Genomic DNA, 26,107 nt, shown 5'->3' on the forward strand with positions numbered 1-26,107 from the left:
TTGGAAAAGGATGGTTTACAAAGGAAGGCTGAATGACATAAAATAGAAGTTGCGAACATATGTTTCTATGTCGTGGCATGGCCGACGTCATAGATAAGGTTCGGACCGGGAAAGGGGTAATGAACGTGTTCATCGTGTTCCGCAAGCTGGGCTGGTACTTCCGCATGGAATGGAAGCGGTACACCGTTGCGGTGGTGCTGCTGGCCTTGTCCGGCATGATCGAGGTCATTCCGCCCAAGCTGATCGGCATTTCCATTGACGGGATCCACCAAGGCACCCTGGACGGAAGCGGCTTTGCCAAGATCATCGCTCTCTGGGTGGGAATCACCGTCTTCGGGTACTTCATGAATTATATCTGGCATTACCAATTGTTCGGAGGGGCCATCGTGCTGGAGCGGAAGCTTCGCCACAGGCTCATGGGCCACTTCCTTCGCATGTCGCCCGCCTTCTATGAGCGCAACCGGACGGGAGACCTGATGGCCCGCGCCACCAACGATCTGTGGGCGGTATCCGCCACGGCGGGCTTCGGTATACTGACGCTGATCGACTCCACCGTCTTCATGTGCACGCTTCTGATTGTGATGGCCGGGGTCATCAGCTGGAAGCTGACGCTGGCTGCTCTTCTTCCGCTTCCTGTCATGGCCGTGCTGATGAAGCACTTCGGCAAGAAGATCCACGAGCGCTTCATGAGTGCCCAGGACGCGTTCGGCGAGCTGAACGATCAGGTGCTAGAGTCCGTCTCCGGCGTCCGCGTCATCCGCGCCTTCGTTCAGGAGGAGGCCCATACCGCTAGGTTCCACGGCAAGACCCAGGAGGTGCTGGGCAAGAACCTGGCCGTCGCCCGGATCGACGCCGTATTCGAGCCCTTAGCCAAGGTGCTGGTCGGCTTGAGCTACATCATCGGCATCTGCTATGGCGGATATCTGGTCTTCAACAGTGAGATTTCACTGGGAGAATTGGTCTCCTTCAACGTTTTCCTGGGGATGCTGATCTGGCCCATGTTCGCCATCGGCGAACTGATCAACGTCATGCAGCGGGGCAACGCTTCGCTGGATCGGGTGAACGAGACCTTGAATCATCAGCCGGACGTATCGGAAGCCGAGCATCCTATCCAAGCGGAGCGTCCGGATTCCATTGCCTTCCGGGATGTCACCTTCCGGTATCCGTCCTCCGCCGTCGATAACCTGTCCGGTGTCACCTTCACGCTGAAGCGGGGTCAGACGCTGGGGGTCGTCGGGCGAACGGGAAGCGGCAAGACGACGCTTCTGAAGCAGCTGCTCCGGGAATATGCGGGAGTGCAAGGAGAGGTGGCCGTCTCCGGGGTGCCGGTTGACCGGCTGGATATGGACCGTCTGCTCGGCTGGATCGGCTACGTGCCCCAGGAGCCCGTTCTGTTCTCCCGGACGATCCGGGAGAACATCCTCTTCGGCTCCAAGCGGGACGTTACGGAGGATGAGCTGGAGCGGTCCCTGGAGCGTGCGTCCTTCTCCAAGGACATTCGCTTCCTGCCGGACGGTCTGGAGACCTTGGTCGGAGAGAAGGGAGTCGCGCTGTCCGGCGGACAGAAGCAGCGGGTAAGCATCGCCAGGGCTCTGATCGCGGACCCCGAGATCCTGCTGCTGGACGACGCGCTGTCTGCTGTTGACGGCCGTACGGAAGCGGAGATCATCGAGGGCATCCGGACGGAGCGGGCGGGCAAGACCACCCTGATTACGACACACCGTCTGTCCGCCGTGCAGCACGCCGACCTGATACTGGTGCTGGACGATGGCCGGGTCATCGAGAGGGGAACCCATGACGAGCTGATCGCACAAGACGGCTGGTATAAGGAGCAGCACGACCGACAGCGGCTGGAGTCGCAGTTGGAAGAAGATAGAGTGCCGGACCGAAGCGGTCCGGACCGATAAGGCGGTGGATAGCATGCCAACCACAGGCAAACGATTGTTGCGCTACGCGTGGACTTATAAGAATACGATCTTGCTGGCACTGCTGTGCCTGGCATTGGCGGTAAGCACGGAGATGGCCGGACCCTTGATCGCCAAACGGATGATCGACCGGAACATTCTGGGCATCGAGCAGCCGTGGTACCGGATCTCCGGTGAGCCGGGGGCATTCGCGGTTTCTTACGGCGGCGCCTTCTACAAACGGGACGACCATTACGCGGATGGGGAGGCCAGAGGAGAAGCGGCAACGGTGCTCCAGACCGGAAGAGACTATTATTGGGTGACCGGCGAAGTCCGGGAGAAGGGGGAGAAGACGTTTGCCGACGGCCGGTTGACCGTGAAGAGCAGCGACGGAGGCCTTGCGTCATACCCGGCCGTCCGCTTGACCCGGGAAGAGCTGTACCGGTTCTACAAGCCGGAGTTTCCCGGCTTGCTGCGGATGGCCGGCTTCTATTTCGGACTCCTACTGATCGGAGCGCTCTTCACCTATGGGCAGCGGCTGCTGCTCCAGACCTCGGCGAACCGGATCGTCCAGCGGATGAGGGAGGATGTGTACGCTCATATCCAGAGGCTTCCGGTCCATTACTATGACAACCTTCCCGCCGGCAAGGTCGTCTCCAGGATCACCAACGACACGGAGGCCGTTCGGGAGCTGTTCGTGGCGGTGCTGGCCAACTTCTTCTCCGGCATCGTGTACATCACGGCGATTCTCGGCGCGCTGTATCTGCTGGATGTCCGGCTGTTCTGGTTCGCCGTTCCCATGGTGCCGATTCTGGTCCTATGGATTGCCTTCTACCGCCGGGTGGCCGGCCGGTATAACAAGGCGATCCGGAGCAAGCTGTCGGACATCAACGGCATGATTAATGAGTCCATCCAAGGGATGGCGATCATCCAAGCCTTCCGCAGACAGAAGGAGACGCAGGAGGAATTCGACTCCCATAACAAGGAGCTCTATGATTATCAGACCCGGATGCTGAATCTGAACTCGTTCACGTCCCATAATCTGGTCAATTTTATCCGGAATCTGACCTTCCTGCTGGTCATCTGGCTGTTCTGGGGAGGCACCTTGGGGCAGTTCGTGTCGGTCGGCGTGTTATACGCCTTCGTAGATTACATGAACCGGATGTTCCAGCCTATCGTCGGCATCGTGAATCAGCTGACGAATCTGGAGTCGGCCCGGGTATCCGCAGAGAGGGTCTTCCAGCTTCTGGATGAGGAAGGCGTTCCGGTGGAGCCGGGTACCATGCCCCGCTACAAGGGGACCGTGGAGTTCGACAAGGTGTGGTTTGCTTACAAGGAGAACGAATGGGTGCTGAAGGACATTTGCTTCCAGGCCGAACAAGGACAGACGGTAGCGCTGGTGGGACATACGGGCTCAGGCAAGAGCTCGATCCTAAACCTGCTGTTCCGATTCTATGAGATCGAGAAGGGCAGCATCCGGATTGACGGACGGGACATCGGGGAACTGCCCAGCCAGCATCTTCGCAAGCATATGGGCATCGTGCTGCAGGATCCGTTCCTGTTCACCGGGACGATCGCTTCCAATGTCAGCCTGGATGATCCGTCCATCAGCAGGGAGCAGGTCATCCAAGCCCTGAAGGATGTGGGGGCTTACGAGATGTTCATGAAGCTCCCCGGAGGCATTGACGAGCCGGTCATCGAGAAGGGCAGCACGTTGTCCGCCGGCCAGAGACAGCTCATCTCCTTCGCTCGGGCCTTGGCCTTCAATCCGGCCATACTCATCCTGGATGAAGCAACGGCCAGCATCGATACGGAGACGGAAGCCCTGATCCAGCAGGCGCTTGACGTGTTGAAGCGGGGGCGGACCACCTTCGTCATCGCCCACCGTCTATCCACCATCCGTCAGGCAGATCAGATTCTGGTGCTGGATCACGGCCGGATCGTGGAGCGCGGCAGCCATGACCGGCTCATGGAACAGCAGGGGAAGTATTACGCCATGTATCAGCTGCAGCACGGGTCGGCGGTACTGACGGCTTGAAGCCGGCATCGCCTGCGGCACTTCAAGGCCCGCAAGGTGCCCGGTTTCGGGCTTCCCATGCGGGCCTTGCTTTTTGCCTTGCGGATGGCTTCGGCAAGAACGGGTTAGCCGGAAAGTTATGGTATAATGAACCCATCAGCGCGTTAGAGGAGGTCGGCCATATGAGCATCAGCCCTGCGGAACAGCTTAAGAGGTGGATCGAGGACAGCCGCAGAATCGTATTTTTCGGTGGGGCCGGCATCTCGACGGAGAGCCGGATCCCGGATTTTCGGTCCGAAACGGGTTTATACCAGACGAAGAACCAGGGGGCTCACCCGCCTGAGGTCATGCTGTCCAGAAGCTTCTTCTATGCTCATCCCGAGGAGTTCTACGCCTTCTATAAGACGAAGATGCTGTATCCCGACGCACGGCCCAACCGGGCCCACCGTGCTCTTGCCGAGCTCGAGAAGAGAGGCCGCCTGACCTCTGTCATCACGCAGAATATCGACGGTCTGCACCAGATGGCCGGAAGCGAGCATGTGCTGGAGCTGCACGGCTCCGTCTACCGCAATTCCTGCGTCTCCTGCGGAGCCAAGTATGTGCTGTCGGATATATTGGATTCCGTCGCCATCGTTCCGGTATGTACGGTCTGCGGTGGCATCATCAAGCCGGAGGTCGTACTGTATGAGGAGAACCTGGATTCGGACGTCTTGTCCGAGGCGATGGAGGAGATTCAGTCTTCGGATATGCTGATCGTCGGAGGGACCTCTCTGACGGTGAATCCGGCGGCGGGACTCGTCCGTTACTACCGGGGGGAGAAGCTGGTGCTGCTCAATAAGACGGAGACCCCCTATGACCGGTACGCCGGGCTGGTCATCCGGGATTCCATCGGACTGGTTCTGGGCGACGCCGTATTCGGAGCCGGAGTGGACCGATGAACCGGTCTCTATACCGGAAGGTCTCCCATGCGCTTAGCCGGCTTCTCGCCCGTGAAGGCTTCCGCTCGCCGGCGGAGCTGGCGACTGCATTCGCGGATGTGGTGATGGAGAGCGGAGGCTTGAAGGCTGGTGCTACTGCCGCTTGGATCAGCCGTTGGCAGAAGGGCGGAACGGTGCGATTGCAGGAGGAAGTCCGCCGCAGCGCTCTGGATCTGTTGGAAGCGATCCCGCACTCGGATTGGCGTGACCGGCCTGAGCTTGCGGGCTGGTTGTACCAATACATGCTCGAGGAACGGAAGAGCGTGTTGTATTCCCGCTTCAAGCGGGGCTTCAAGGTGGAGTCCTCTGATCTTCCGGCGGTGACCCAGCTGTTCACCCCCGACTGGATCGCCCGGTATATGGCGGAGAACGCAATCGGGCGATTAGCGCTGGATGGGGGAGAGACCTTGACTCAGCCCCTCCCCCAATGGACCTTCTTTGACCGGGAGGCCTCGTTCGGCGGCATGGAAGGAGAGCAACGGCCGGGTCGGCCGGCGGCGGAGCATTGGCGTATTCTCGATCCGTCCTGCGGCTGCGGGCATGTGCTTGCCGCTGCATTCGATGTGCTGCTGGATGTCCATCTGGCCCAAGGAATGCCTGCCGCTCAGGCGGTCCGAACCATTCTGACCCGTAATCTGTGCGGTCTGGATATCGATCCGGTCGCCGTAAGGCTCTGCCGGTTCGTGCTGGTGCTGAAGGCAGTGCGGATCGATCCCACCGTGTGGGCGGAGGACTGGGATCTGCCCGTTCAAGTGCTGGATGGAGAGAACCGGGAGCTGGGCAGCTTGTGGAAGAACAGCGGTTCCGGCATGGGGCCGGGATGGAGCCTCCTAACCCCCGGTTACGACGCCGTCCTTACGAATCCGCCCTATCTCGGGCGCAGGAACATGGGGCCGGTGCTTGCCGAATATTTGGACAAGGCGTACCCCAGCTCCAGGAATGATCTCTTCGCCGCCTTCCTGGAGCGATGCCTGGAGCTCCTTAGACCGGGAGGCTATCATGCCGCCATCAACCAGCACGTATGGATGTATCTCACGGCCTACGAAACGCTCAGACGGCATATTCTGGAGAGGGCCGAGCTGCTGACGACCCTGCATCTGGGGCCCCGTGCGTTCCAGGATATAGGCGGGGAGGTGGTGCAATCCGTCACGGTAGTGCTTCGCAAGGGAAAACCGAGGGAGAATGCGGAAGGGGTTTTCTGGAAATTGACGGAGGAGCCGTCGCCTCAGGCGAAGGAACGGGCCTACGCAGAACGGAGGCCAGGCATCCGGTTTCGCGTCCGCCAAGCGGAATTCGGTGTCCTGCCGGGCTGCCGGATCGCTTACAGCATACCTCCCGGCTGGAGCGGCATGTATGGATCGCTCCCTTCGTTAAGCCGGTACTTTGCCGTCAAGAAAGGAATGGATACCGGAGATAACGCCCGCTACGTCCGGTATTGGCACGAGATTCCGGCAGGGCTCCGCGGTTACGGCTCTCCGGCGTCCACAGAGCTATCGGGCAGAAACGGAACCTGGCGTCCTTATGCCAAGGGCGGCGGAGGCCGCCGCTGGTTCGGCAACCATTACTATGCCGTGGAATGGGCGGACAACGGGCGGCAGATCCGCCAGGACCCCCGCTCGAATCTGCGCAATGAAGCCTACTATGGAAGACCCGGTCTGACGTGGTCTACGGTCGCCACAGGCAAGCCAGGCTTCCGGCTGCTGGAGCCGGGCTTCCTGTTCGACAACGGAGGCTCCTGCTTGTTCCCTCTTACGGAGGAGCCCGATTTGTTTGCCACCTTGGCCTATCTGAACTCGGGACTTGCCGGGGAGCTTCTGCTGCAGTCCAATCCGACGCTGAACATTCAACCGGGTGACGTGGGACGGCTGCCCGTCGACCTGGCCCTTCTGCAAGATCCGGAGCTGGCGCGAATGGGACGTGACTGCGTACAGCTGGCCCGTGAGGATTGGGACGAATCGGAGCGGTCCTGGAACTTCCAGGAGCACCCCCTGCTCCGTCTTCCAGAGGGAGGATTTCCGTTGGAATCCGCCTACCCCCTGTGGGTGGAGAGGCGGAAGAGGAGGCAGGACCGGCTGGCCGAGCTGGAGATTGCCATTGACCGGCAGGTCTATGATCATTATCGGATCCGGCCAAGCTTCCTCCCGCGCAAGACGCTGCGGAAACGAAGGACGGCTGAAACCGGAATCCTTCGGGACGACCTCCACGGCTTGCTGTCCTATGCGGTTGGATGGATCACGGGTTATTATCCTCCGGGGACCCGGCAGCCGTCCGTCAAGACTCCGGTTGTGGCCTGCACACAGAGCGATCTGGGCCGGCGGCTGAAGGAATGGCTGGACGGCTTCGGTGGTCCAGGCTCCCGTTCCGCCAATCTCCAGTGGCTCGCCGATTCCTTGGAGCGCGCGCCTGAAGAATCAGCGGAAGAGAGGCTGCTCCGTTATTTCCGGGAGGAGTGGTACAAGGAGCACATCCGCCGGTCAGACGGCCGCCCTTGGTTCGCCTGTATCCGGTCTGGAAGGGAGGAGGCGTATGTGGCGTATGTACCGGTGCTGGAGCTCGGCCGCGACATCCTCCACACCGTTTCCCGTCACTTGGCGGAACAGCTGAAGGCAAGCTCAGGACGACCGGTGAAGGAAACGCAGGAGCTTGTGACGTTCTCCAGGCGCCTGTGTGTGCTGCTCGATGGGAATCTGCCCGAGCCGGATCCGGACCTGTGCGCCCGCGGCAGGCTGGAGTTGTATTCCTTCCTCTGGGAGGAATACAGGGGAGAGCAGAAAGTGGACTTGTCATCTTACATCCATCATCAATAGGAGGAATTTACGATGAAATTCGAAGAATTCGCATATGTACGCCCCGATATGGAAGAGGTCAAAGCCCGATTCGCGGACTTGCTGGCCCGATTCGAGGCAAGCGGCTCCGCTGAGGAGCAGAATGCCGTGCTGGATGAGCTGAACCGCTATCGTCACGGCTTCGAGACCGTCCGCGAGATCGTCTATATCCGCCATACCGTCAATACACAGGATCCTTTCTATGAGCAGGAGAAAGCGTTCTTTGACGATGCGGAGCCGGTGTATACAGGCCTCTTGACCGACTATTACCGCACGTTGACCGGGTCCAAGTACCGCAAGGAGCTGGAGGAGAAGTGGGGGAGCCAACTATTCCGTCTGGCGGAGCTGTCCTTATCCATCTTCAAGCCGGAGGTGCTGGAGGACCTTCAGCTGGAGAACAAGCTGGTCAGCGAATACGTCAAGCTCATGGCTTCCGCCAAAATTCCCTTCAATGGGGAGGAGCTGACCTTATCCCAGCTGACGCCTTATCAGATCTCTACCGACCGCGAGGTGCGCAAGCTTGCGGCGGATGCCAAGTTCGGCTTCCTGGAGCAGCATGCCGGGCAGCTGGATGACCTATACGACCGTCTGGTCCAAATCCGCACCCAGATCGCTCGCAAGCTGGGCTTCCAGACGTTCACGGAGCTGGCTTATGCCCGTCTCAGCCGGACCGACTACGGCCCGGAGCAAGTCGCGGCATTCCGCAGGCAAGTGGCGGAGCAGATCGTTCCCGTGGCCACGAAGCTGAAGGAGCGCCAGCAAGAACGGATCGGCGTCGATAAGCTGTACTACTACGACAACAAGTTCAGCTTCCCGTCGGGCAACGCGGCGCCGAAGGGCGGAGAGGACTGGATTCTGGAGCGGGGAGAACGGATGTATAACGAGCTGTCTCCGGAGACAGGGGAATTCTTCAAGGTGATGCGAGATCGGGGCCTTCTGGATCTGGCCAGCAAGAAGGGAAAGGCTGGCGGCGGCTATTGCACCACTCTGCCCGAATACGGCGTGCCGTTCATCTTCGCCAACTTCAACGGCACCAGCGGTGATATCGACGTGCTCACCCATGAAGCGGGGCACGCGTTCCAGGTCTACTCCAGCCGGGGCTTCCTGCCGCCGGAATACCATTTCCCAACCTACGAGGCCTGCGAGATTCATTCCATGAGCATGGAGTTCCTGACCTGGCCTTGGATGGAGCTGTTCTTCGAGGAGGACACGTCGAAGTACAAGTTCAACCATCTGAGCGAATCGCTGCTCTTCATCCCTTACGGCGTGGCGGTGGATGAGTTCCAGCATGCCATGTACGAGCGTCCGGAATTGACGCCGCAGGAGCGTAAGCAGGTATGGCGTGATATCGAGCGCAAGTATATGCCCCATCTGGACTACACGGGCAATGAGTTCCTCGAGAACGGCGGCTTCTGGCAGCAGCAGAGCCACATCTTCAGGAGCCCCTTCTATTACATCGACTACACTCTGGCCCAAATCTGTGCCTTCCAATTCTGGGCGAGGGCCCAGGAGGATCCGAAGCGGGCGTGGGCGGACTACCTCCGGCTCTGCAAGGAAGGCGGGAGCAAGTCGTTCACCGAGCTGGTCCGGGTCGCCGGACTGGTGTCTCCCTTCGATGGAGGCTGCGTCCGTGAGGTAATCGGAGTCATTGATGCTTGGCTGGCCGGTGTGGACGATAAAGCGCTGTAAGCTTGCGAAGATAGCAGGAACACCAAAAACCCGCCCTACCAGACAACTGGAAAGGGCGGGTTTTTGGTGTCCATCAGGATCTTACAGCTCCAAGGCGGCAAGCTCGGCTTGCAAAGCTTCGGTAATGCCGACCAGCGGCAGGCGGACCGCATCGGAAGCGAGAACGCCCTGATGGGCCAGAATCCACTTCAGCGGGGTCGGATTCGTCTCGCGGAAGAACAGCTTGATCATAGGCTGAAGCGCGGAGAAGCGCTGCTCCGCTTCGCCCGTGCGGCCTTCCCGGGCAAGCCGGTAAATGGCGGCGAACTCACCGGTCTTCACGCTGGCGGAAGCCAGGATTCCTCCTGCGGCTCCCGCGGCGAGCATCTCGAGGAATGCTCCGTCTTCCCCGCAGAGGACCGCTTTGCCGGTGGAGGCCAAGCCGGTGACCAGCTTGGTTCCGCCGGAGCAGTCCTTCAAGCCGATGACGCCGTCCAGCTCGAGGATGCGCTTCGCCGTCTCCAGCGTCAGGCCGACTCCGCTTCTACCCGGAATATCGTAAGCGATGACGGGTACGCCGCATTCGGCAGCCCGGCGGAAGTGCTGATAGATGCCTTCCTGGGACGGCCGGCTGTAATATGGCACGACGATCAGGACGGCATCGGCTCCCAGCTTGCCGGCCCATTCGGTCTTGGCGACGGTGCTGGCGGTATTATTGGTTCCTGTCCCCAGGATAATAGCGATATTCGGGTCCTTCCGTTCCTCCCGAGTGATGTGGAACATCGCTTCCACTTCCTCTGAGGTTACGGTCGGGGACTCCCCGGTGGTACCGTTGATGACGATACCATCGATGGGCTGCTCCATTAGGGATCTGACATAGGTGCGGAAGGATACCGAATCAAGCCCGGACCCGTCCGGCAGAAAAGGCGTAACAACGGGTACGTGGATTCCTTTCAACTGACGTTCGTCCAACATGTCTTGTTCCTCCCTTATTTTCTTCCCTGTCACTACTTTAACATGGATTCTTCCATCGCTGTTATCTATAATATTAGATAATGAACATCAATAATTTTGATGACACAAGGAGGTCGAGCCATGGATTTGACTTATTTCCAGACTTTTCGGGAGGTTGCATTGCGAGGCAGCTTCACCAAAGCGGCCGAGGAATTGGGCTATGCTCAATCCAGCGTCACCACCCAGATCCAGAAGCTGGAGAACGCCTATGGCGTGCAGCTATTTGAGCGGTACGGCAAGGGGCTGCGTCTCACGGCGCCCGGAGAGGAGCTGCTGAGGCTGGCCGGCCGGATGCTGGATCTCTATGATGAATCGATGGAGACGGTGGGAAGCCAGACGGGAGGGACTCTGACGATTGGGACCATCGACACCTTGGCGTCTTACTACCTGCCGCCCTTCCTGAAGCGGCTCAGGCGCAGATTCCCCGATCTGACGGTCCGGCTCCAGCCCGGGCCGGAATCCAAGATTCTGGAGAAGGTGAGGGAGGGCGAGCAGGACGTGGCTCTTCTCCTGGACAACGGCAGGCCCGCGGAAGGCGCTCTGACCTGCGAGACGTTGGAGCAGGAATCCCTGCTTCTCATCACTCCGACCGACCATCCGTTCGTTCACCGGGACGCGCCTCCTGCGCTGTCGGATCTGAAGGATGCGGTCTGGGTCATGCCCGAAGAGAGCTGCAACTACCGGACCATGCTGGAGCGCGCCCTGAAGGAGGGCGGCATTCCCTGCCGGATCGGCTTCGAGCTGGGCAATCCGGAGGCGGTGAAGCGCTGCGTCCGCTCCGGGCTCGGCATCGCCATCCTGCCGCGTATGGCGGTTGAGGATGAGATCCGGCGCGGAGAGCTGGCGGGGCTTGCTTTTCCCCATCCTGACGTGAGGCTTGATCTGCAGCTCTTCGTCCATCCGAAGAAGTGGATGTCGAAGCCGCTCCAGACCTTGATCGAATGGTTCCGGCACGGAAAAATTCCGGATGATGAACCGGCCGGTTTCATGTAAGATAGAGAAGGAATAACGGACAGGAGTGTGTCAGGAAATGGCAGTATTGCATAACGGCTGGGCGCCGGTGCTGGAACCGGAATTCGGCAAGCCGTATTATCAGGAGCTGCGGAACCGACTGGCGGACGAGTACCGGAGCGTTACCGTCTATCCGGATATGTACGAGATCTATTCCGCCTTCCATCTGACGGATTATGCCGGCGTGAAGGCAGTCATTCTGGGACAGGATCCGTATCACGGTCCGGGCCAGGCCCATGGCCTGAGCTTCTCGGTGAAGCCGGGGATCGCGGTTCCGCCGTCTCTGCAGAACATCTACAAGGAGCTCCGCGACGACCTGGGCAGCCCGATCCCGAACCACGGGTACTTGGAAGCTTGGGCGAAGCAGGGGGTGCTCATGCTGAATGCCGTCCTGACGGTCCGCAAGGATACGCCCAATTCCCATAGGGGCCTGGGCTGGGAAGCATTCACCAACCGGGTGATCGAGCTCTTGAACGAGCGGGAGCAGCCTGTGGTCTTCATTCTCTGGGGGAAGAACGCCCAAGAGAAACGTCCGCTGATTACGGAGAGCCGCCATCTGGTCATCCAGTCGGCGCATCCGAGCCCCTTCGCTGCGAACAAGGGCTTCTTCGGCAGCAAGCCGTTCTCGCGGACCAATGCGTTCCTGAAGCGTCATGGTATACCGGAGATCGATTGGACGGTTCCGGATCTATAACGGCGGCTTCGAGCCGTTTGATTCCGTCATCCGCATGCACTCATATATACATACCATCATAAGGAGATCCGAATATGATCATCATCCGTGAAGCCACATTGGAAGACCTGCCGGCCATGCTGGCCATCTACAACGAAGCAATCCGCAACACCACCGCCACCTTCGATCTGGAGGAGCAGACGCTGGAGGAAAGGGAGAAGTGGTTCCGCAAATACGGCGGCATCCACCCGCTTATCGTCGCCGAAGTAGACGGCAAGGTGGCGGGCTACAGCAGCTTGTCTCTGTTCCGGGAGAAGCTGGCCTACATCAAGTCGACGGAGCTCTCCATCTACATCGATGCGACTTACCGGGGGCAAGGCATCGGGAACCGGCTGATGGAGGAGATTCTGAAGCGCGGGAGAGAGCTTGGCCATCACGTCGTCATCGGCGGCATCACCGCAGGCAACGACATCAGCGTGAAGCTGCATGAAAAATTCGGCTTCGAGCTGGTGGGCTGCTTCAAGGAGGTCGGACACAAGTTCGGCCGCTGGCAGGACGTCCTTTTCTACCAATTGATCCTGGAGTAACCCTATGCGATTCCTGCGGAGACTGCTGCTCGGTGCCTTGCTGCTTGGGGTTGCCGTCTTATGCTCGGCCATAGTCATCGACCGGCACGTTTCCAACACGGCCTCCGATTTTATTGTTCGCCCGGAGGAGGCGCCTTCGTCCGATGCGATTCTGGTGCTGGGCGCTTCCGTCCGCGCCAACGGGCAGGTGTCGGATATGCTGGGAGACCGTCTCGATACGGCGCTGGAGCTGTATAATGCCAAGCGGGCGCCCAAGTTTCTGGTGAGCGGCGACCACGGCAGCGTGGACTACGACGAGACCGGCACGATGAAGCGATACTTGACGGAGCATAAGGTGCCGGCGCGGAACATCTTTATGGACCATGCCGGCTTCAGCACCTACGAGAGCATGTACCGGGCGAAGCATATTTTCGACGTGAAGAAGGTCATCATCGTCACCCAGAGCTACCACCTGAAGCGGGCGGTCTATGTGGCGCGGAGCCTCGGGATCGACGCTTACGGCGTAGCCGCGGACAAGAGCGGGTACCAGAATATGGAGAAGTTCAAAGCCCGTGAATTCCTGGCCCGGAACAAGGACTTCGTGTATGCCCGGATCCTGAGGCCGAAGCCGGCCATTCTGGGTGACAAGGTGCCCATTACCGGCGACGGCCGATCCACGGCCAAGCCCTGATCGGAGCCTTCTGATCTTCGGTGATGACGGCTCAGAGGAGCCATTTCTGTGTAAGCGCCCGGATATGCTATAATTTGGACAGCGGATGGGAGAAACGTAAACGAGAGGTGGAAAGTCCATGATCACGGTCCGCAATCTGACCAAGAAAAGCAAAGAGGGACAAGACATTCTTTCCAAGATCAGCTTCCAGGCGGGGGATGGGGAATTCATCGCCATCGTAGGTGCCAGCGGCTCAGGCAAAACCATGCTTTTGCGCTGTCTGGCCAAGCAGGAGAAATGGGATCAAGGACAATATATCTACAACAATCAGGACATCACGTCCCTGAATATTTTTGAGGCGTACCGCCTGAAGAGGGAATGGGGCTTCCTGAACGAGAATCCGGATGTGGATCCGAACAAGGACGCCCTGAAGAATGTGCTGGACAGCCGGTATCAACACATGAACTGGTTCCGGAAGCTGACCCGGACCGTCTCCCAGGACGAGCACGTCTTCGCCATGGACTATCTGGAGAAGGTGGGGCTTCTGGACAAGGGACGGGACAAGGTAGCCAAGCTGTCCGGAGGAGAGAAGCAGCGGGTTGCCATCGCGAAGGCTCTTATCAAGGGAGCCAAGGTCATCTTCGCTGACGAACCGATGAAAGGTCTTCATCCCGACGCTCAAGCCCGGGTCATGGAGGACCTGCGGTCCGTAAGCACGCGGGATAACGGTACGGTCTTCTGCTCCCTAAGCAATCTGGATCTGGCGGAACGGTATGCCAGCCGGATCTGGGGCTTGAACGGCGGCCGGATTGTCCTCGACATCAACGGGCGCCGCCTGACTCCGAGGGAAAGAGACATGGTCTTCAGCTGACGCAGTAGGGGGGCGGAATGGGCATGCGGGAGCTTACCGGTGTGGAAGTCGAGGCCGCGGCGAGGCGGGGAGAAGTCTTCGCCGTCTTCTTTCACACGCCGACCTGCGGGACCTGCAAGCTGACGGCGAGAATGCTGGAAGCCGTGGAGCTGCTGCTTCCCGGCCTCGCATTCTACTCCTGCAACGTGAATCTGGCACCCGGCCTGGTCCGGTCCTGGCAGATCCGGTCCGTCCCCTGCGCCGGCTTCGTCCGGGATGGCGGGCCGCTGGAGCTGCGCTACCGCATCGGCGGGGCGGATGAATTATACTTCTACTACAAGAAACTACACCTATGAATGGATGGAACAGGGAGGACGACCATGCTTGTCATCGGCATCGCCGGGGGCACCGGCTCCGGCAAAACAACCGTCGCGCACCGTATCGTCAAACGGATCGGCTCGCAGCACGTGGCATTGATCTCACAGGATTCCTATTATAAGCACCAGCCCCATCTGACGCTGGAACAGCGGGCGTCGGTCAATTACGATCACCCGAATTCCTTCGACAACGGGCTTCTGCTGGAGCATCTGAGGCAGCTTCGATCCGGCGTCGGCGTAGACGTGCCGGTCTACTCGTTCTCGGAGCATATCCGGCTGGAGGAGACCGTCCGGCTGGAGCCGAAGCCCGTCGTTATCCTGGAGGGAATCTTGTTGCTGGCGGATGAACCGCTTCGCGGGGAGATGGACATCAAGGTGTTCGTGGATACGGATGCCGACGTCCGGGTGCTGCGCCGGATCGCCCGGGATCTGAAGGAACGGGGACGGAGCATCGAATCGGTATTCGCCCAATATCTGGATACCGTAAAGCCGATGCATGAGGCCTTCATTGAGCCTTCCAAGCGCTATGCGGACCTGATCGTTCCCGAGGGCGGGGAGAATGAGATCGCTATCAGTCTTCTGGCTTCCCGGATCGAGCAATCGATTCCCCATAAGACCGGAATATAGTATACTGATCAGGAAGTTCCATTTTGTACCATACCATAACAGCCGTAACGGAGGGTTCCCGTACATGAACGCACATGAAATCGATTATCAGATCATCGGCAGCGAGATGCAGTTCGTCCAGATTGAGCTTGATCCCCAGGAGAGCGTCGTGGCGGAAGCCGGCAGCTTCATGATGATGGACGACGGCATCCAGATGCAGACCATCTTCGGAGACGGAAGCTCCGACAACAAGGGCTTCATGGGCAAGCTGCTGGGAGCAGGCAAGCGGCTTCTGACCGGGGAGAGCCTCTTCATGACCGTGTTCACCAATGGGGCATACGGCAAGAAGCACGTTTCCTTCGCATCCCCTTATCCCGGCAAGATCATTCCGCTTGATCTCTCCGAGTTGGGCGGCAAGATCGTGTGCCAGAAGGATTCTTTCCTGTGCGCGGCCAAGGGTGTCTCCGTCGGCATCGAGTTCCAGCGTAAGCTGGGGACCGGCTTCTTCGGTGGCGAGGGCTTCATCATGCAGAAGTTGGAGGGTGACGGGCTGGCGTTCGTCCATGCTGGAGGTATGGTGTATGAGAAAATCCTGCAGCCGGGCGAGCTGATCCGATTGGACACCGGATGCCTCGTGGCAATGACGCGGGACGTAGATTATAACATCGAGTTCGTCAAAGGCATCAAGACCGCCTTCTTCGGCGGGGAAGGCTTGTTCTTCGCCACCCTGCGTGGACCCGGCAAGGTATGGGTTCAATCCCTGCCGTTCAGCCGGCTGGCAGACCGCATCACCTCGGCGGCGGGCGGAGCCGGACGTAAGGAAGAGGGCAGCATCCTGGGCGGGCTGGGCAATCTTCTCGACGGAGATTGATGCGCTCTGCTTAGGTAAGCAAGAAGCCCCCGTATGGCGAGTGAGACACTCGAGCCATACGGGGGCTTCTTATGTTGGCGGCTGGTAACGATTACTTCTCCTGCAGCCGGGCGATATAGTCTTGGATCATCTCTTCGGAGACGAACTGCCGCAGGGGAGAGATCCCGTTCTTGGCATGTTCGATGATCCGGGCGGTAACCCGGTTGATGGCTTCCGTCGTGAACGGCTCCCCTCTTACACACCGGTCCACTGCTTCCTGAATCAGCCGTTCCCTTTCGTCGTCAAGCTCCTGAAAGGTTTGCAGATGCTCGTGCTGCTTTCTGGAATGCTTCGTGATGGCTTCATGGACGTTCATGACCGAGAACCGCCTCCTGTAGGTCAAATTCTTAAATTTAGGTAGAACAAATTGGTTTTAAATATGATACTATAGAAACGTTGCAGTTACAATGGATTCGACATACATCGTCAAAGGTCGCGCCACATCAACTCGAAAGGACGGGAATGCATTGAATTGGGAGCTGTTCAGCTTGATCGGCACGATCGCTTTTGCGGTCAGCGGCGCCATCGTAGCGATGGAAGAAGAGTATGACATCTTGGGCGTTTTCGTTCTGGGACTCGTTACGGCCTTCGGCGGGGGAGCCATCCGGAATTTGTTGATCGGCGAACCGGTCACCACCTTGTGGGAGCAGGGCCTATATTTTCGCATTGCCTTGATCGCCACCACTTTTGTCTTCTTCTTGCCGCCGCGCTGGATCATGCGCTGGAAGACATGGGAGTCTTTTTTTGATGCCATCGGCTTATCCGCCTTTTCCATCCAGGGGGCGCTGTACGCACAGAAGAACGGACTGCCTATGAGCGCCATTATCGTAGCCGCGATGCTGACGGGTATCGGCGGAGGGATGCTTCGCGACGTGCTGGCGGGCCGCAAGCCCTTAGTTCTTCGGGAGGAGATCTATGCCGTTTGGGCTATCGCCGCCGGATTTATGATCTGGACCGGATGGGTTCATGGACCTATGAGATTGGGTGTATTATTCGTCGTTGTGGTCATAATGCGAATGTTATCCATTTTTTATCATTGGAAATTGCCAAAACGAAAGCTGCTGCTTCCCTGACCGTGGGTTGATATGGTACTATTGGCATAATATTCACTTACATCATTCGACATTTAGTATCAACAAATTCGTCCTCTCATCCGATATAGAGAGAAGAAAAAGAAAAAGATGTGGGAGTTGGAACGATGGAAAAGTCAACACTTATCGGTCTAGTCAGCGCAGTCATCGCAGTCGGTCTGGGGATGGTGATGAAGGGTGCGAACCTGGCGGCCCTGTATAACCCTGCCGCCTATCTGATCATCTTCTTGGGAACCTTTGCCGCCTTGTGTATGGCGTTCCCGATGGCGGACATCAAGAAGATGCCCACTCTGTTCAAGCTGATCTTCAAGCACCAGAAGCGGATGGAGAAGCAGGAACTGATCGAGAAATTCGTCGAGTGGGGAACCATTGCCCGCCGTGAAGGCCTCCTGGCCCTGGAGGTTACAGCGGAGAGCGTCGAGGATCCGTTCCTGAAGAACGGCATGAAGATGCTGATCGATGGAAGTGATAGCGAATTTGTCCGGGACGTCATGCTGGAGGATATCCATGCGATGGAGGAGCGGCACCGGGTTGGTGCGCAGATCTTCTCGCAAGCAGGTACATATGCACCGACGCTGGGCGTGCTTGGTGCGGTTGTCGGTCTGATCGCAGCCTTGGGCAACCTGAACGATATTGAAAAGCTGGGCCACTCCATCGCGGCGGCGTTCATCGCGACGCTGTTTGGGATTTTCTCCGGATATGTGCTGTGGCATCCCATTGCCAACAAGCTGAAGCGGTTGTCCAAGGAAGAGGTGGAGATCAAGCTGATGATGGTGGAAGGTCTCATCACCTTCGGTCTGGGCGGCTCCGCCAACTCCATCCGCCAGAAGCTGCTGGTCTTCCTGCCTTCGAGCCAACGCAATCTGGAAGCCAAGGAGGGTGCAGCGGGTGGCAAAGAAGCAAAAGCATGAACACCATGAGGAGCATGTGGACGAGTCCTGGCTAATCCCCTATGCAGACTTGCTGACGCTTCTGCTTGCCTTATTCATCGTCTTGTTCGCTACCAGCCAAGTGGACCAGAAGAAGCTGGAGCAGCTTTCCAATGCCATGCACGGAGCCTTCAACGGCGGTAAGGGCTTCTTCGAGTTCTTCGGCGTGAAGGAGCCGACCAAGGACGCTGACCCGGATTCCAAGCGGAAGACCCGGGAGGATTCCCAAGGGGCCGAACGGAATGCAGCGGGCACCGATAACATTACGGCGGAAGCCATCGCCCAGCAGCTGGCCCAGGCCCTGCAGAATCAAGAAGCCCAATCGGAGCAGGAGATGTCGGAGCAGGCGAAGCAGGAACGGGAGAACCTGGAAACCCTGAAGGAGAAGCTGGACCAATACATTAACACCAATGGGCTGGACACTCAGCTGGACACCACCTTGGGGGAGCATTACGTGATGATCACGATCCGCGACCAGGCGCTGTATGCGTCCGGTAGCGCAACGGTCAAGCCGGAGGCGAAGGTGCTGGCGGGTGCCATCTCGGACATCCTGGTCAGCTACCCGGATTATCAGGTGACGGTGTCCGGTCACACGGACAACATCCCGATCACCTCCAAGACCTTCGAGTCGAACTGGGATTTAAGCTCCGCCCGGTCTCTGAACTTCATGAAGGAGCTGTTCCGCAACCCCAAGGTGAATCAGCAGCGCTTCAGTTCCACCGGCTTTGGCGAGTTCCATCCTATCGCTACCAATGACACGTCGGAGGGTAGGGCCCAGAACAGAAGGGTGGAGGTTTCCATCTTCAGTCCAGGGTTCGTCTCCTCGAAGCAGCTGTCCACGTCCACGCATTGAAATAGGAAACCGGCACCCGAAGGGGATGCCGGTTTTTTCATCGGAATAGGATCATTTTCTTCTGCCTTCGGTTTATGCTACCATCGAGGTTAAGTCAAGCAGGAAGGAGGCGTTCCGGTTGAAGATCGCAATTACAGGCGGAACCGGCTTTATCGGCCGGCATCTGGCTCGGGAGCTGCTTAATAGGGGGCACCGGGTTGCCGTTGTATCCCGTTCCGCTTCCAAGCAGGTGGAGGGGACGGAGCTTCTTACCTGGGCACAGTTGGAGGAGAACCCGGATGCCGGCGGAGGCTGGCAGGCCATCGTCAATCTGGCTGGAGAAACCATCAATCAAAGATGGACGGACGCTGCCAAAAGGCGGATTCTGGATTCCAGGGTGGAGGCGGCCGAACGGGTGGCCCGATGGGTTGAGAAGATGAAGACCAAGCCCGATGTGGTGGTCAACGGTTCCGGAATGAATATTTACGGAACCTCGGAAAGTGCGGTGTTCGATGAACGGGATAGCGGAGCACCCTCGGATTTTTTGTCCTCGGTGGTCGAGAAGTGGGAGCAGGCTGCAGACCAGATTCAAGGAGTACGGCTGGTTAAAATCCGAGTCGGACTCGTCTTAAGCGGAGACGGCGGCGCATTGCCTCCGATGGCACTCCCCTACAAGCTTGGGATCGGGGGAAGGGTTGGCAGCGGCAAGCAGTGGATCTCCTGGATTCATATCCGGGACATGGTGAATCTGTTGATTTTCGCCATCGAGAATGACCGAGTCTCCGGACCGGTCAACGCAACTGCGCCGAATCCGGTGACCAACGACGAGATGGGCCGGATACTGGCCAAGGTGCTGCATCGTCCCCATTGGCTGCCGGTACCCTCCATGGCCATGAGGCTGATCTTCGGCGAGCTGTCGGACCTGCTCTTGAAGGGGCAGCATGTGGTGCCGCGGAAGCTGTTGGAATTGGGCTTCCGGTTCGAATATCCGGAGCTGGATGAGGCCTTACACGAGATATACGGATAGCCTTGAACCGATCGGGACTGTGTGGTCCGGCTGCGGCCGATCTTCACAGTCTTTTTGCAATTGGGGGGCCGCCGGTACGGTATGGCATGATATGATGGAAGTGTATCCCAATTATGGAGGTGCTTCCCCCATTCATCGGTCCATACGCAAGCTCTATACCGCAGCACCCTTTGTCTATCAGGCTCGAATCATGCAGCTTCGGTTGGTCAGGAGCTTCATGAACCGCTTCGAGAAGTATGCCTCCCAACGATCCTCCGAGTCTCTGCCCTATACGGTGAAACGGCATCAATCCTTGCTTCGCAGGAAGCTGGGCTCCACGGATCCCATGCTGCAGGAGAATAAGATCGTGAACCTGGGGCTGGCCATCGGGACCATGGAGGGCATCGTCATCCGACCGGGCGAAACCTTCTCCTTCTGGCACCTGATTGGCAGGACGACAGCCGACAAAGGGTATCTAGAGGGACTTCTGCTCTCCCAAGGAGAGGTCAAGACCGGCATCGGAGGCGGCTTGTGCCAGCTGGCGAATCTCTTGTTCTGGCTGGCCCTCCATACGCCGCTGGAGATCAGAGAACGGCATCATCACAGCTTCGACCCCTTCCCGGATGACCGGAGGGTTCTTCCGTTCGGAAGCGGAGCCAGTGTATTCTACAACTACATCGATCTCAGGTTCTTCAATCCGACGCCGCATACGTTTCAATTCAAGCTCCGGCTGACGGGCGAGCATCTGAAGGGAGTCGTATATTGCGATCACGACCTGCCCGAGGCCTATCATATCGAGGAGCGGAACCACCGATTCTACCGGGACGGCGATAAGAATTTCCGGGAGAACGAGATCTGGAAACGAACGGTCAACAAGGAAACGGGACAGGTGATCCGGGAGGCCCTCATCATTCGGAACCATGCGGAAGTCAAATATCCCATCCCTTAATATCAGCGGGTCCATGGACCTAACACCCGTTAGCCGGTACTCCATAAGCGGCGTCATCCGCCGCGGATGAGCCGAATCAGAAGCTATCGCAGAAGATCGCCCAATATCGGGCGATTTTTGTTTGTTTTCGACGAAAAATCCTATAATCCGGCATTTCCCGATTGTCCGACGCAACGGATAAGAGGTACAATAGACCTACAATGTGAGACATCAAGGAGGACACCATGAAGCGGATCTTAATTGTGGATGATTCATCCGTCATGCGCAAAAACTTACGGCTGATCCTGTCCCGGGAAGGCTACGAGGTGGTAGCCGAAGCCTCCAACGGCGAGGAAGCGAGGCGCTTGTACCGGGTGAATCGGCCCGACCTCGTAACCATGGACATCACCATGCCGGTAATGAACGGCATCGATGCGGTGAAGGCGATCCGCCAAGAGGATCCGGAGGCCCGTATTATCGTCATCAGTGCATTCGACCAGAGAAACATGCTGTTCGAAGCCATGGAGAACGGAGCCAAGCATTACATGATCAAGCCCATTACGGCCGAGAAGCTCCTCCAGGCCGTCACCCAGGTTCTGAAGAACAGCGGCAGGGACCCGGCCGGTCCGGAATCTTCGGATACCGGTGCCCGTTCCGGTCCGACGGGAGAGGATAAGACGTTATCCCAGCCGCCGTCGGGAGGTTTTACGGTGGAGAACCGGGAGGGGATCTTCGTGATGAATATCCCCGGACCTGCAGCCGGAATTCATCTTCCTCAGGCCGGACAAGCCCTGCAAGGCCTCCTATTTATCCGGCCGTTGTCCGTGGAGTTTGCCTTGCGCGGTCTGGAGGATCTGCAGGAAGGGGATTGGGAGAGCTTGCGGACCATGATCGGGCAGATCCGATCAGCCGGCGGCTTGGCATCGTTATCGGCGGACCATACGGTACTGGGGGAGAGGATCCGACGTCACTTCCCTGATGTTCCCCTGAAGGAGACCGGCCGAGCATGAAGGCTACCTATCCGATAAGAGAGAGGGTCCGAAGGGGCAGTTTATACGGTCTCCTGCTGCCTGGAGGAGCTTGTGTGCTCCTCATCCTGGGATTCTCCCCGTCCTTAGGGACCGTGGCGGCCTGTATCGGCTTGATGGCCGTGCTCTATACATACGTCCGGAGGCTGGACCGCCTGCTCCGGATTCGGATCGAGGAGCCGATGCTGCATTTCCGCTCCAATCTGGAGGATATGTCGGAGGGCTTCATCATGGACACCCTCTCCGAGGAGGAGTTCGCGGAAGCGGAGCCTGCCATAGCCGAAGCAGCCCGGGAGGTGCTCCGCATCAACCGCATGATGCTGCACAACGTGGACAGTCTGGAGAAGGGCTTCGAGGAGGAGCGTCTTGCCAAGCTGCGCCAGGCGGAGCTGACGAGAGCCTATGAGCGGTTCGTGCCGAAGGAGTTCTTGAGCTTCCTCCGGAAGCGGAGCATTACAGAGGTTCGGCTCGGCGACCATGTGGAGACACGAATGACGGTCATGTTCGTTGACATCCGGTCGTTCACCACCCTATCGGAGCAGATTCAGCCGGAGGCGAATTTTCACTTTCTGAACGATTATTTCGCGGAGATGGAGCCGGTGATCCAATCTCACGGCGGGTTTATCGACAAATATATCGGCGACGGCATTATGGCCTTGTTCCATCAGGATACGGACGCCGCCCTTGACGCCGCCATCGGAATGATGGAACGGTTGGAGGGCTTTAACCGCAGCCGCCTCTCCCGCGGGCTGGCCCCCATCAAGACCGGCATCGGCTTGAATACCGGCAGACTGATGCTGGGTATCGTCGGAGGCCCGAACCGGATGGAGGGCACGGTCATCAGCGATGTGGTCAATGTGGCCTCCCGTCTGGAGGACCTGAACAAGCTGTACGGCACCTCCATCCTGATCAGCGAGGATACCTACCGGACGCTTCAGAAGCCGGAGGATTACGGCATCCGGTGGATCGACCGCATCCGCGTGAAGGGGAAGACCCGAAGTGTGAATCTGTTCGAGGTGTACCAAGCCGATTCTCCGGAGTTGAGGAAGGTGAAGGCGGCTTCCCGGGTAGCCTTCGAAGAGGCGGTCCGTCTGTATGCGGACGGAAACACGGCGGAGGCCGGCCTTCGGTTCAGCAGGCTCTCTCTTGAGCATCCGGAGGACCTGCCGGCGCGCCGCAACCTGGAAGCCTGCCAAGCTGCCGGGTCGATAGAAGCTGCGGCCGGCTGTGGCGCAGCGTCCCATAATCAACCGAAAGAAGGTGGAGGCTCCGATGATGACTGAAGCACCCTTGATGGCATCTCCGGCTCCTAAGAAGCGGAATCGGAGAACTCTACGCAATCGCATACGCAGAACGATTTACTCCTCCTCCTTCATCAACATCATGATCTTTACGCTGATCATCCTGTTCTTCTTCGCCCTGATCTTCCGTCCGGCGGCCGGCTTCGGATCCGGCTTCATCGGCCATACCATTGCGGAGCAGATGAGCTCCCGCGCCTTCGTGCTGGAGCAGGGCATCGAGGATCTGAAGGACTTCAATCCGGACTCCCAAGCGGGACAAATGTGGGTCCAGCAGATGAACCGGACTGCGGAGCTGCAGACCTATCTGCCGAGCGAGTTCAAGGTGGGTGTCCCGCACCCCGGAGGAGAGGACCGGCCGTCCCGCAGCCACAACCTCCGGATGCCGTTGGCCATCGACTTTGTGCTGCTGGAGGTCAAGCTGGATGACAAGACCGTCTATAACAACCGCGACCGGCTGTCGGAATGGTTCGGGATGGAATCCAACCGGCTGATCGATTATTATGCCGTGGCCTCCTCCTATCCTCTCGTCAACAAGGAAGGGGAAGAGGTGGGATCGGTCACGGCCATGATCGCTCCGCAGCTGGTCTTCAGCATTCTGATCAGTGTGACCGCCGTCTTCCTCCTGGTGGTGTTCATCACCTTGTTCATCACCCATCTGATCAGCAAGCTGATCAGCCGGCGGGTGATGCAGCCGCTGGAGCAGTTGAATTCCCGGGTGAAGGCCATCGCCCAGGAGGATTTTGAGACGACGATGAACACCCAGATCGAGCTGGTGAAGCCGTTCCGCGAGGTGGAGGAGCTGGCGGATTCCACGAACCTGATCATGCAGAAGATGAAGGAATACAACGAACGGCTGCATCATCAGAAGAACACGGTGGAGGAGCAGAACGAGGAGCTGGAAGCGCAGAATGAGGAGCTGATCGAATCCAAACGTCTGCTGCAGGAGGCCCAGGACCGGCTGATTATCCGGGAGCGGGCGATCCGCAATCTGCTGGACCATGCGGGCCAAGGGTTCCTGACCTTCGGATCGGATCTTCTGGTGGATGAGGAATACAGCCAAGAGTGCGAGCACATCTTCGGCGCCGGTATCGGCCAGAGCTCCATCGCCCGACTGATCGGGAGGGACGACCCGGAGCAGATCGCTTTCCTGGAGAGCCTTCTGGCGAAGATCTTCCTGGAGCCGGATCCCTACCGGCGCGAGATCTATATCAGCCTGATGGCCCAGGAGATTACGGTGGAGGGGCGTCACATCAGCATCGGGTACAAAATGATCCCTGCCGGAAGCGGGCAGGGGTCTGCCATGATGGCGATCCTGACCGATATCACCGATAAGCGTCAGATGGAGATTCAGATGGACGCCGAGCGGAACGTTCTTAAGATGGTGGTCAAGGTCATCGTCCAATACGGGGACTTCATCGATTGCGTCCGCGATTACAAGTCGTTCGTGGAATCCGAGCTGCGCGAGTTCGTATCCGGAAGTGAGGAACCGAAGGTGCTGCTGCTCCGGCTGTACCGCGATCTCCATACGTACAAGGGCAACTTTTCCCAGTTCGGCTTAACCCACGTAACCGAGCATCTGCATGAAGCGGAATCTGTCCTGACGGAGGCCATCAAGTGCATTGATGACGGCGGGGCCATTCAGCTTGAGGAGCTGGTCGGATCCTTCCGGTTTACGGAATGGCTGGATCAGGATTTCGAGGTTCTGCGCTCCGTGCTGGGCGACAGCTTCTTCCACCAGCAGGATCTGCTCTTGATCGACAAGTCCAAGATCGTGGACATCGAGAAGAAGATGATCGCTCTTCTGGCCCCCAACGAGTGCAAGCTGCTGCTGCCTGACCTGCGCAAGCTCCGGTACAAGCCGTTCAAGGAGCTCTTGAAGAGCTATCCGGATTATGTGGAGAGCTTGTCGGAACGGCTGGAGAAATACGTCCATCCCTTCGAAGTGGAAGGGGACGATTTTCTGGCGGATAACGAACGATACTATGATTTCAGCCGATCCCTCATCCATGTCTTCCGCAATATCGTCGATCACGCCATCGAACCTGCGGATGAGCGGCTTGCCGCCGGCAAGGAGGAGTTCGGGACGATCCGCTGCCGGATTACGCGGGAGGGCACCCATGCGATGCTGTCTATCTCCGATGACGGAAGAGGCATCCTTCCCGATACCATCCGGAGGAAGGCGGCATCCAAGGGCATCCTGACCCCGGAGGAGCTGGAGCGTCTGGATGACCCGTCGGTGATCGCGCTGATCTTCCGGGACGAATTCTCCACCCGGGACGAGGTGAGCGAGCTGTCGGGACGCGGGATCGGACTATCCGCCGTGAAGGTGGAGACGGAGAGGCTGGGAGGAAGCGTGGAGGTGCGGACCGAGCCCGGAGAGGGCACGGAATTCCGCTTCATCCTTCCCTACGAGGACCTGTCCGGCATGCCCGAAACGGAGTTCCCCGCCATGCTTCAGCCTTCGCTCCAGGTGGCGAAGGACTACTTTGAGCGGTATGTCTCGGTCCGGCTGGACGGCGGAGACGAGTACGGCAGCCATCCCGAAGAGAAGCTGGTGCTGATGGAGGTCACCTCCTTCGTCTCGCTGAAGGGGGCTGTGGAAGGCATGTTCATCCTATCCATGGACCGGCAGCTTTCCCGGGTTCTGACCCGCCATATGGTACTGGAGCCTTTAACTTCGGAGGAGGAGGACCGGTACCTGGAGGACAGCCTGGCCGAGGCCTCCAATATTATCCTGGGCAACTCCTTCAACATGTTCGGATCTCTGGCCGATTATATCCTTATGGAGCCGCCGATTACGATCCGCACCGAAGGGGCCTCCGTGAAGATGGCGGAATCCCAGATCTGGTCCTGCAGGATGGACTCGCCCCAGGGTGGGGCCAAGATCTGCTTCGTATTGACCAAACGTTAAAGACGGCGGCTCA

General features: G+C 58.5%; 23 protein-coding genes. 21 read left to right on the forward strand and 2 right to left on the reverse strand.

The genetic code is table 11. The features are described 5' to 3' along the window. Positions 1-125: 125 nt before the first annotated feature. The 5 genes from ACSEXW_RS22000 to ACSEXW_RS22020 all read left to right on the forward strand — a co-directional run bounded on the left by ACSEXW_RS22000 (position 126) and on the right by ACSEXW_RS22020 (position 9,412). A complete protein-coding gene (locus ACSEXW_RS22000; RefSeq protein ID WP_438448393.1) occupies positions 126-1,907 on the forward strand; it encodes an ABC transporter ATP-binding protein in 1,782 nt (593 codons plus the stop codon). Positions 1,908-1,920: 13 nt separating this feature from the next. After that, positions 1,921-3,942: an ABC transporter ATP-binding protein gene (locus tag ACSEXW_RS22005; RefSeq protein WP_438448330.1), complete on the forward strand. Its 2,022-nt coding sequence runs from the start codon at positions 1,921-1,923 to the stop codon at positions 3,940-3,942. A gap of 161 nt (positions 3,943-4,103) precedes the next feature. Then, positions 4,104-4,859, forward strand: coding sequence for an NAD-dependent protein deacylase (locus ACSEXW_RS22010; RefSeq protein WP_438448331.1), 756 nt, complete (start codon positions 4,104-4,106; stop codon positions 4,857-4,859). Further along, a complete protein-coding gene (locus tag ACSEXW_RS22015; RefSeq protein WP_438448332.1) occupies positions 4,856-7,705 on the forward strand; it encodes an Eco57I restriction-modification methylase domain-containing protein in 2,850 nt (949 codons plus the stop codon). The genes ACSEXW_RS22010 and ACSEXW_RS22015 overlap by 4 nt, the downstream gene beginning before the upstream one ends. 12 nt (positions 7,706-7,717) lie before the next feature. Then, on the forward strand, positions 7,718-9,412 hold the full coding sequence (locus ACSEXW_RS22020; RefSeq protein WP_438448333.1) for a M3 family oligoendopeptidase: 1,695 nt from the start codon (positions 7,718-7,720) through the stop codon (positions 9,410-9,412). Between the two features lie 81 nt (positions 9,413-9,493). Here ACSEXW_RS22020 and dapA read toward each other — a convergent pair whose 3' ends face one another. Beyond that, on the reverse strand, positions 9,494-10,366 hold the full coding sequence (dapA, locus tag ACSEXW_RS22025) for a 4-hydroxy-tetrahydrodipicolinate synthase (protein WP_438448334.1): 873 nt from the start codon (positions 10,364-10,366) through the stop codon (positions 9,494-9,496). Between the two features lie 120 nt (positions 10,367-10,486). On the opposite strand from dapA, the gene ACSEXW_RS22030 reads away from it, so the two are divergent. The 8 genes from ACSEXW_RS22030 to ACSEXW_RS22065 all read left to right on the forward strand — a co-directional run bounded on the left by ACSEXW_RS22030 (position 10,487) and on the right by ACSEXW_RS22065 (position 16,029). After that, positions 10,487-11,398, forward strand: coding sequence for a LysR family transcriptional regulator (locus ACSEXW_RS22030; RefSeq protein WP_438448335.1), 912 nt, complete (start codon positions 10,487-10,489; stop codon positions 11,396-11,398). A gap of 37 nt (positions 11,399-11,435) precedes the next feature. Further along, positions 11,436-12,110, forward strand: a complete 675-nt coding sequence (locus tag ACSEXW_RS22035; RefSeq protein ID WP_438448336.1) for a uracil-DNA glycosylase — start codon at positions 11,436-11,438, stop codon at positions 12,108-12,110. A gap of 74 nt (positions 12,111-12,184) precedes the next feature. Further along, positions 12,185-12,676, forward strand: a complete 492-nt coding sequence (locus tag ACSEXW_RS22040) for a GNAT family N-acetyltransferase (RefSeq protein WP_438448337.1) — start codon at positions 12,185-12,187, stop codon at positions 12,674-12,676. Between the two features lie 4 nt (positions 12,677-12,680). Beyond that, positions 12,681-13,346, forward strand: a complete 666-nt coding sequence (locus ACSEXW_RS22045; RefSeq protein WP_438448338.1) for a SanA/YdcF family protein — start codon at positions 12,681-12,683, stop codon at positions 13,344-13,346. A 118-nt stretch (positions 13,347-13,464) separates the two neighbouring features. Beyond that, positions 13,465-14,196, forward strand: coding sequence for a phosphonate ABC transporter ATP-binding protein (locus ACSEXW_RS22050; protein ID WP_438448339.1), 732 nt, complete (start codon positions 13,465-13,467; stop codon positions 14,194-14,196). 23 nt (positions 14,197-14,219) lie between these two features. Beyond that, positions 14,220-14,531, forward strand: a complete 312-nt coding sequence (locus ACSEXW_RS22055) for a thioredoxin family protein (protein WP_438448340.1) — start codon at positions 14,220-14,222, stop codon at positions 14,529-14,531. Between the two features lie 24 nt (positions 14,532-14,555). Continuing rightward, entirely contained in the window at positions 14,556-15,179 is a 624-nt protein-coding gene (gene udk, locus ACSEXW_RS22060; protein ID WP_438448341.1) for a uridine kinase, read from the forward strand. Positions 15,180-15,243: 64 nt separating this feature from the next. Next, positions 15,244-16,029, forward strand: a complete 786-nt coding sequence (locus ACSEXW_RS22065) for a TIGR00266 family protein (protein ID WP_438448342.1) — start codon at positions 15,244-15,246, stop codon at positions 16,027-16,029. A gap of 91 nt (positions 16,030-16,120) precedes the next feature. Here ACSEXW_RS22065 and ACSEXW_RS22070 read toward each other — a convergent pair whose 3' ends face one another. After that, positions 16,121-16,384, reverse strand: coding sequence for a DUF2533 family protein (locus ACSEXW_RS22070; RefSeq protein WP_438448343.1), 264 nt, complete (start codon positions 16,382-16,384; stop codon positions 16,121-16,123). Between the two features lie 91 nt (positions 16,385-16,475). On the opposite strand from ACSEXW_RS22070, the gene ACSEXW_RS22075 reads away from it, so the two are divergent. The 8 genes from ACSEXW_RS22075 (at position 16,476) to ACSEXW_RS22110 (ending at position 26,094) form a co-directional block, all read left to right on the forward strand. Beyond that, positions 16,476-17,141 (forward strand): trimeric intracellular cation channel family protein, encoded by a 666-nt coding sequence (locus ACSEXW_RS22075; RefSeq protein WP_438448344.1) that lies wholly within the window; start codon positions 16,476-16,478, stop codon positions 17,139-17,141. Positions 17,142-17,266: 125 nt separating this feature from the next. Continuing rightward, positions 17,267-18,070 (forward strand): flagellar motor stator protein MotA, encoded by an 804-nt coding sequence (gene motA, locus ACSEXW_RS22080; RefSeq protein ID WP_438448345.1) that lies wholly within the window; start codon positions 17,267-17,269, stop codon positions 18,068-18,070. Continuing rightward, positions 18,048-18,941 (forward strand): flagellar motor protein MotB, encoded by an 894-nt coding sequence (locus ACSEXW_RS22085; protein ID WP_438448346.1) that lies wholly within the window; start codon positions 18,048-18,050, stop codon positions 18,939-18,941. The genes motA and ACSEXW_RS22085 overlap by 23 nt, the downstream gene beginning before the upstream one ends. Before the next feature lie 118 nt (positions 18,942-19,059). Beyond that, positions 19,060-19,947 carry a TIGR01777 family oxidoreductase gene (locus tag ACSEXW_RS22090; protein WP_438448347.1) on the forward strand — a complete coding sequence of 296 codons (888 nt, stop codon included), beginning with the start codon at positions 19,060-19,062 and terminating at the stop codon, positions 19,945-19,947. Between the two features lie 190 nt (positions 19,948-20,137). Further along, positions 20,138-20,875 (forward strand): VanW family protein, encoded by a 738-nt coding sequence (locus ACSEXW_RS22095; RefSeq protein ID WP_438448348.1) that lies wholly within the window; start codon positions 20,138-20,140, stop codon positions 20,873-20,875. 224 nt (positions 20,876-21,099) lie between these two features. Continuing rightward, positions 21,100-21,864, forward strand: a complete 765-nt coding sequence (locus tag ACSEXW_RS22100; RefSeq protein WP_438448349.1) for a response regulator — start codon at positions 21,100-21,102, stop codon at positions 21,862-21,864. Beyond that, a complete protein-coding gene (locus tag ACSEXW_RS22105; protein ID WP_438448350.1) occupies positions 21,861-23,165 on the forward strand; it encodes an adenylate/guanylate cyclase domain-containing protein in 1,305 nt (434 codons plus the stop codon). Before ACSEXW_RS22100 ends, ACSEXW_RS22105 begins: the two co-directional genes overlap by 4 nt. Continuing rightward, a complete protein-coding gene (locus ACSEXW_RS22110) occupies positions 23,155-26,094 on the forward strand; it encodes an ATP-binding protein (protein ID WP_438448351.1) in 2,940 nt (979 codons plus the stop codon). Before ACSEXW_RS22105 ends, ACSEXW_RS22110 begins: the two co-directional genes overlap by 11 nt. Positions 26,095-26,107: the final 13 nt, after the last annotated feature.

It is taken from the genome of Oryzibacillus soli (assembly GCF_051594765.1).
GTDB lineage: Bacteria > Bacillota > Bacilli > Paenibacillales > NBRC-103111 > Paenibacillus_AR.

Coding starts and splice junctions, on each gene's coding strand:
- ACSEXW_RS22020 (WP_438448333.1), top strand. CDS start 7,718: ATGAAATTCGAAGAATTCGCATATGTACGCCCCGATATGGAAGAGGTC.
- ACSEXW_RS22065 (WP_438448342.1), top strand. CDS start 15,244: ATGAACGCACATGAAATCGATTATCAGATCATCGGCAGCGAGATGCAG.
- dapA (WP_438448334.1), bottom strand. CDS start 10,366: ATGTTGGACGAACGTCAGTTGAAAGGAATCCACGTACCCGTTGTTACG.
- ACSEXW_RS22050 (WP_438448339.1), top strand. CDS start 13,465: ATGATCACGGTCCGCAATCTGACCAAGAAAAGCAAAGAGGGACAAGAC.
- ACSEXW_RS22095 (WP_438448348.1), top strand. CDS start 20,138: ATGCAGCTTCGGTTGGTCAGGAGCTTCATGAACCGCTTCGAGAAGTAT.
- ACSEXW_RS22015 (WP_438448332.1), top strand. CDS start 4,856: ATGAACCGGTCTCTATACCGGAAGGTCTCCCATGCGCTTAGCCGGCTT.
- ACSEXW_RS22075 (WP_438448344.1), top strand. CDS start 16,476: ATGGATTCGACATACATCGTCAAAGGTCGCGCCACATCAACTCGAAAG.
- ACSEXW_RS22010 (WP_438448331.1), top strand. CDS start 4,104: ATGAGCATCAGCCCTGCGGAACAGCTTAAGAGGTGGATCGAGGACAGC.
- ACSEXW_RS22110 (WP_438448351.1), top strand. CDS start 23,155: ATGATGACTGAAGCACCCTTGATGGCATCTCCGGCTCCTAAGAAGCGG.
- ACSEXW_RS22040 (WP_438448337.1), top strand. CDS start 12,185: ATGATCATCATCCGTGAAGCCACATTGGAAGACCTGCCGGCCATGCTG.
- motA (WP_438448345.1), top strand. CDS start 17,267: ATGGAAAAGTCAACACTTATCGGTCTAGTCAGCGCAGTCATCGCAGTC.
- ACSEXW_RS22005 (WP_438448330.1), top strand. CDS start 1,921: ATGCCAACCACAGGCAAACGATTGTTGCGCTACGCGTGGACTTATAAG.
- ACSEXW_RS22045 (WP_438448338.1), top strand. CDS start 12,681: ATGCGATTCCTGCGGAGACTGCTGCTCGGTGCCTTGCTGCTTGGGGTT.
- ACSEXW_RS22055 (WP_438448340.1), top strand. CDS start 14,220: ATGCGGGAGCTTACCGGTGTGGAAGTCGAGGCCGCGGCGAGGCGGGGA.
- ACSEXW_RS22105 (WP_438448350.1), top strand. CDS start 21,861: ATGAAGGCTACCTATCCGATAAGAGAGAGGGTCCGAAGGGGCAGTTTA.
- ACSEXW_RS22030 (WP_438448335.1), top strand. CDS start 10,487: ATGGATTTGACTTATTTCCAGACTTTTCGGGAGGTTGCATTGCGAGGC.
- ACSEXW_RS22070 (WP_438448343.1), bottom strand. CDS start 16,384: ATGAACGTCCATGAAGCCATCACGAAGCATTCCAGAAAGCAGCACGAG.
- ACSEXW_RS22100 (WP_438448349.1), top strand. CDS start 21,100: ATGAAGCGGATCTTAATTGTGGATGATTCATCCGTCATGCGCAAAAAC.
- ACSEXW_RS22035 (WP_438448336.1), top strand. CDS start 11,436: ATGGCAGTATTGCATAACGGCTGGGCGCCGGTGCTGGAACCGGAATTC.
- udk (WP_438448341.1), top strand. CDS start 14,556: ATGCTTGTCATCGGCATCGCCGGGGGCACCGGCTCCGGCAAAACAACC.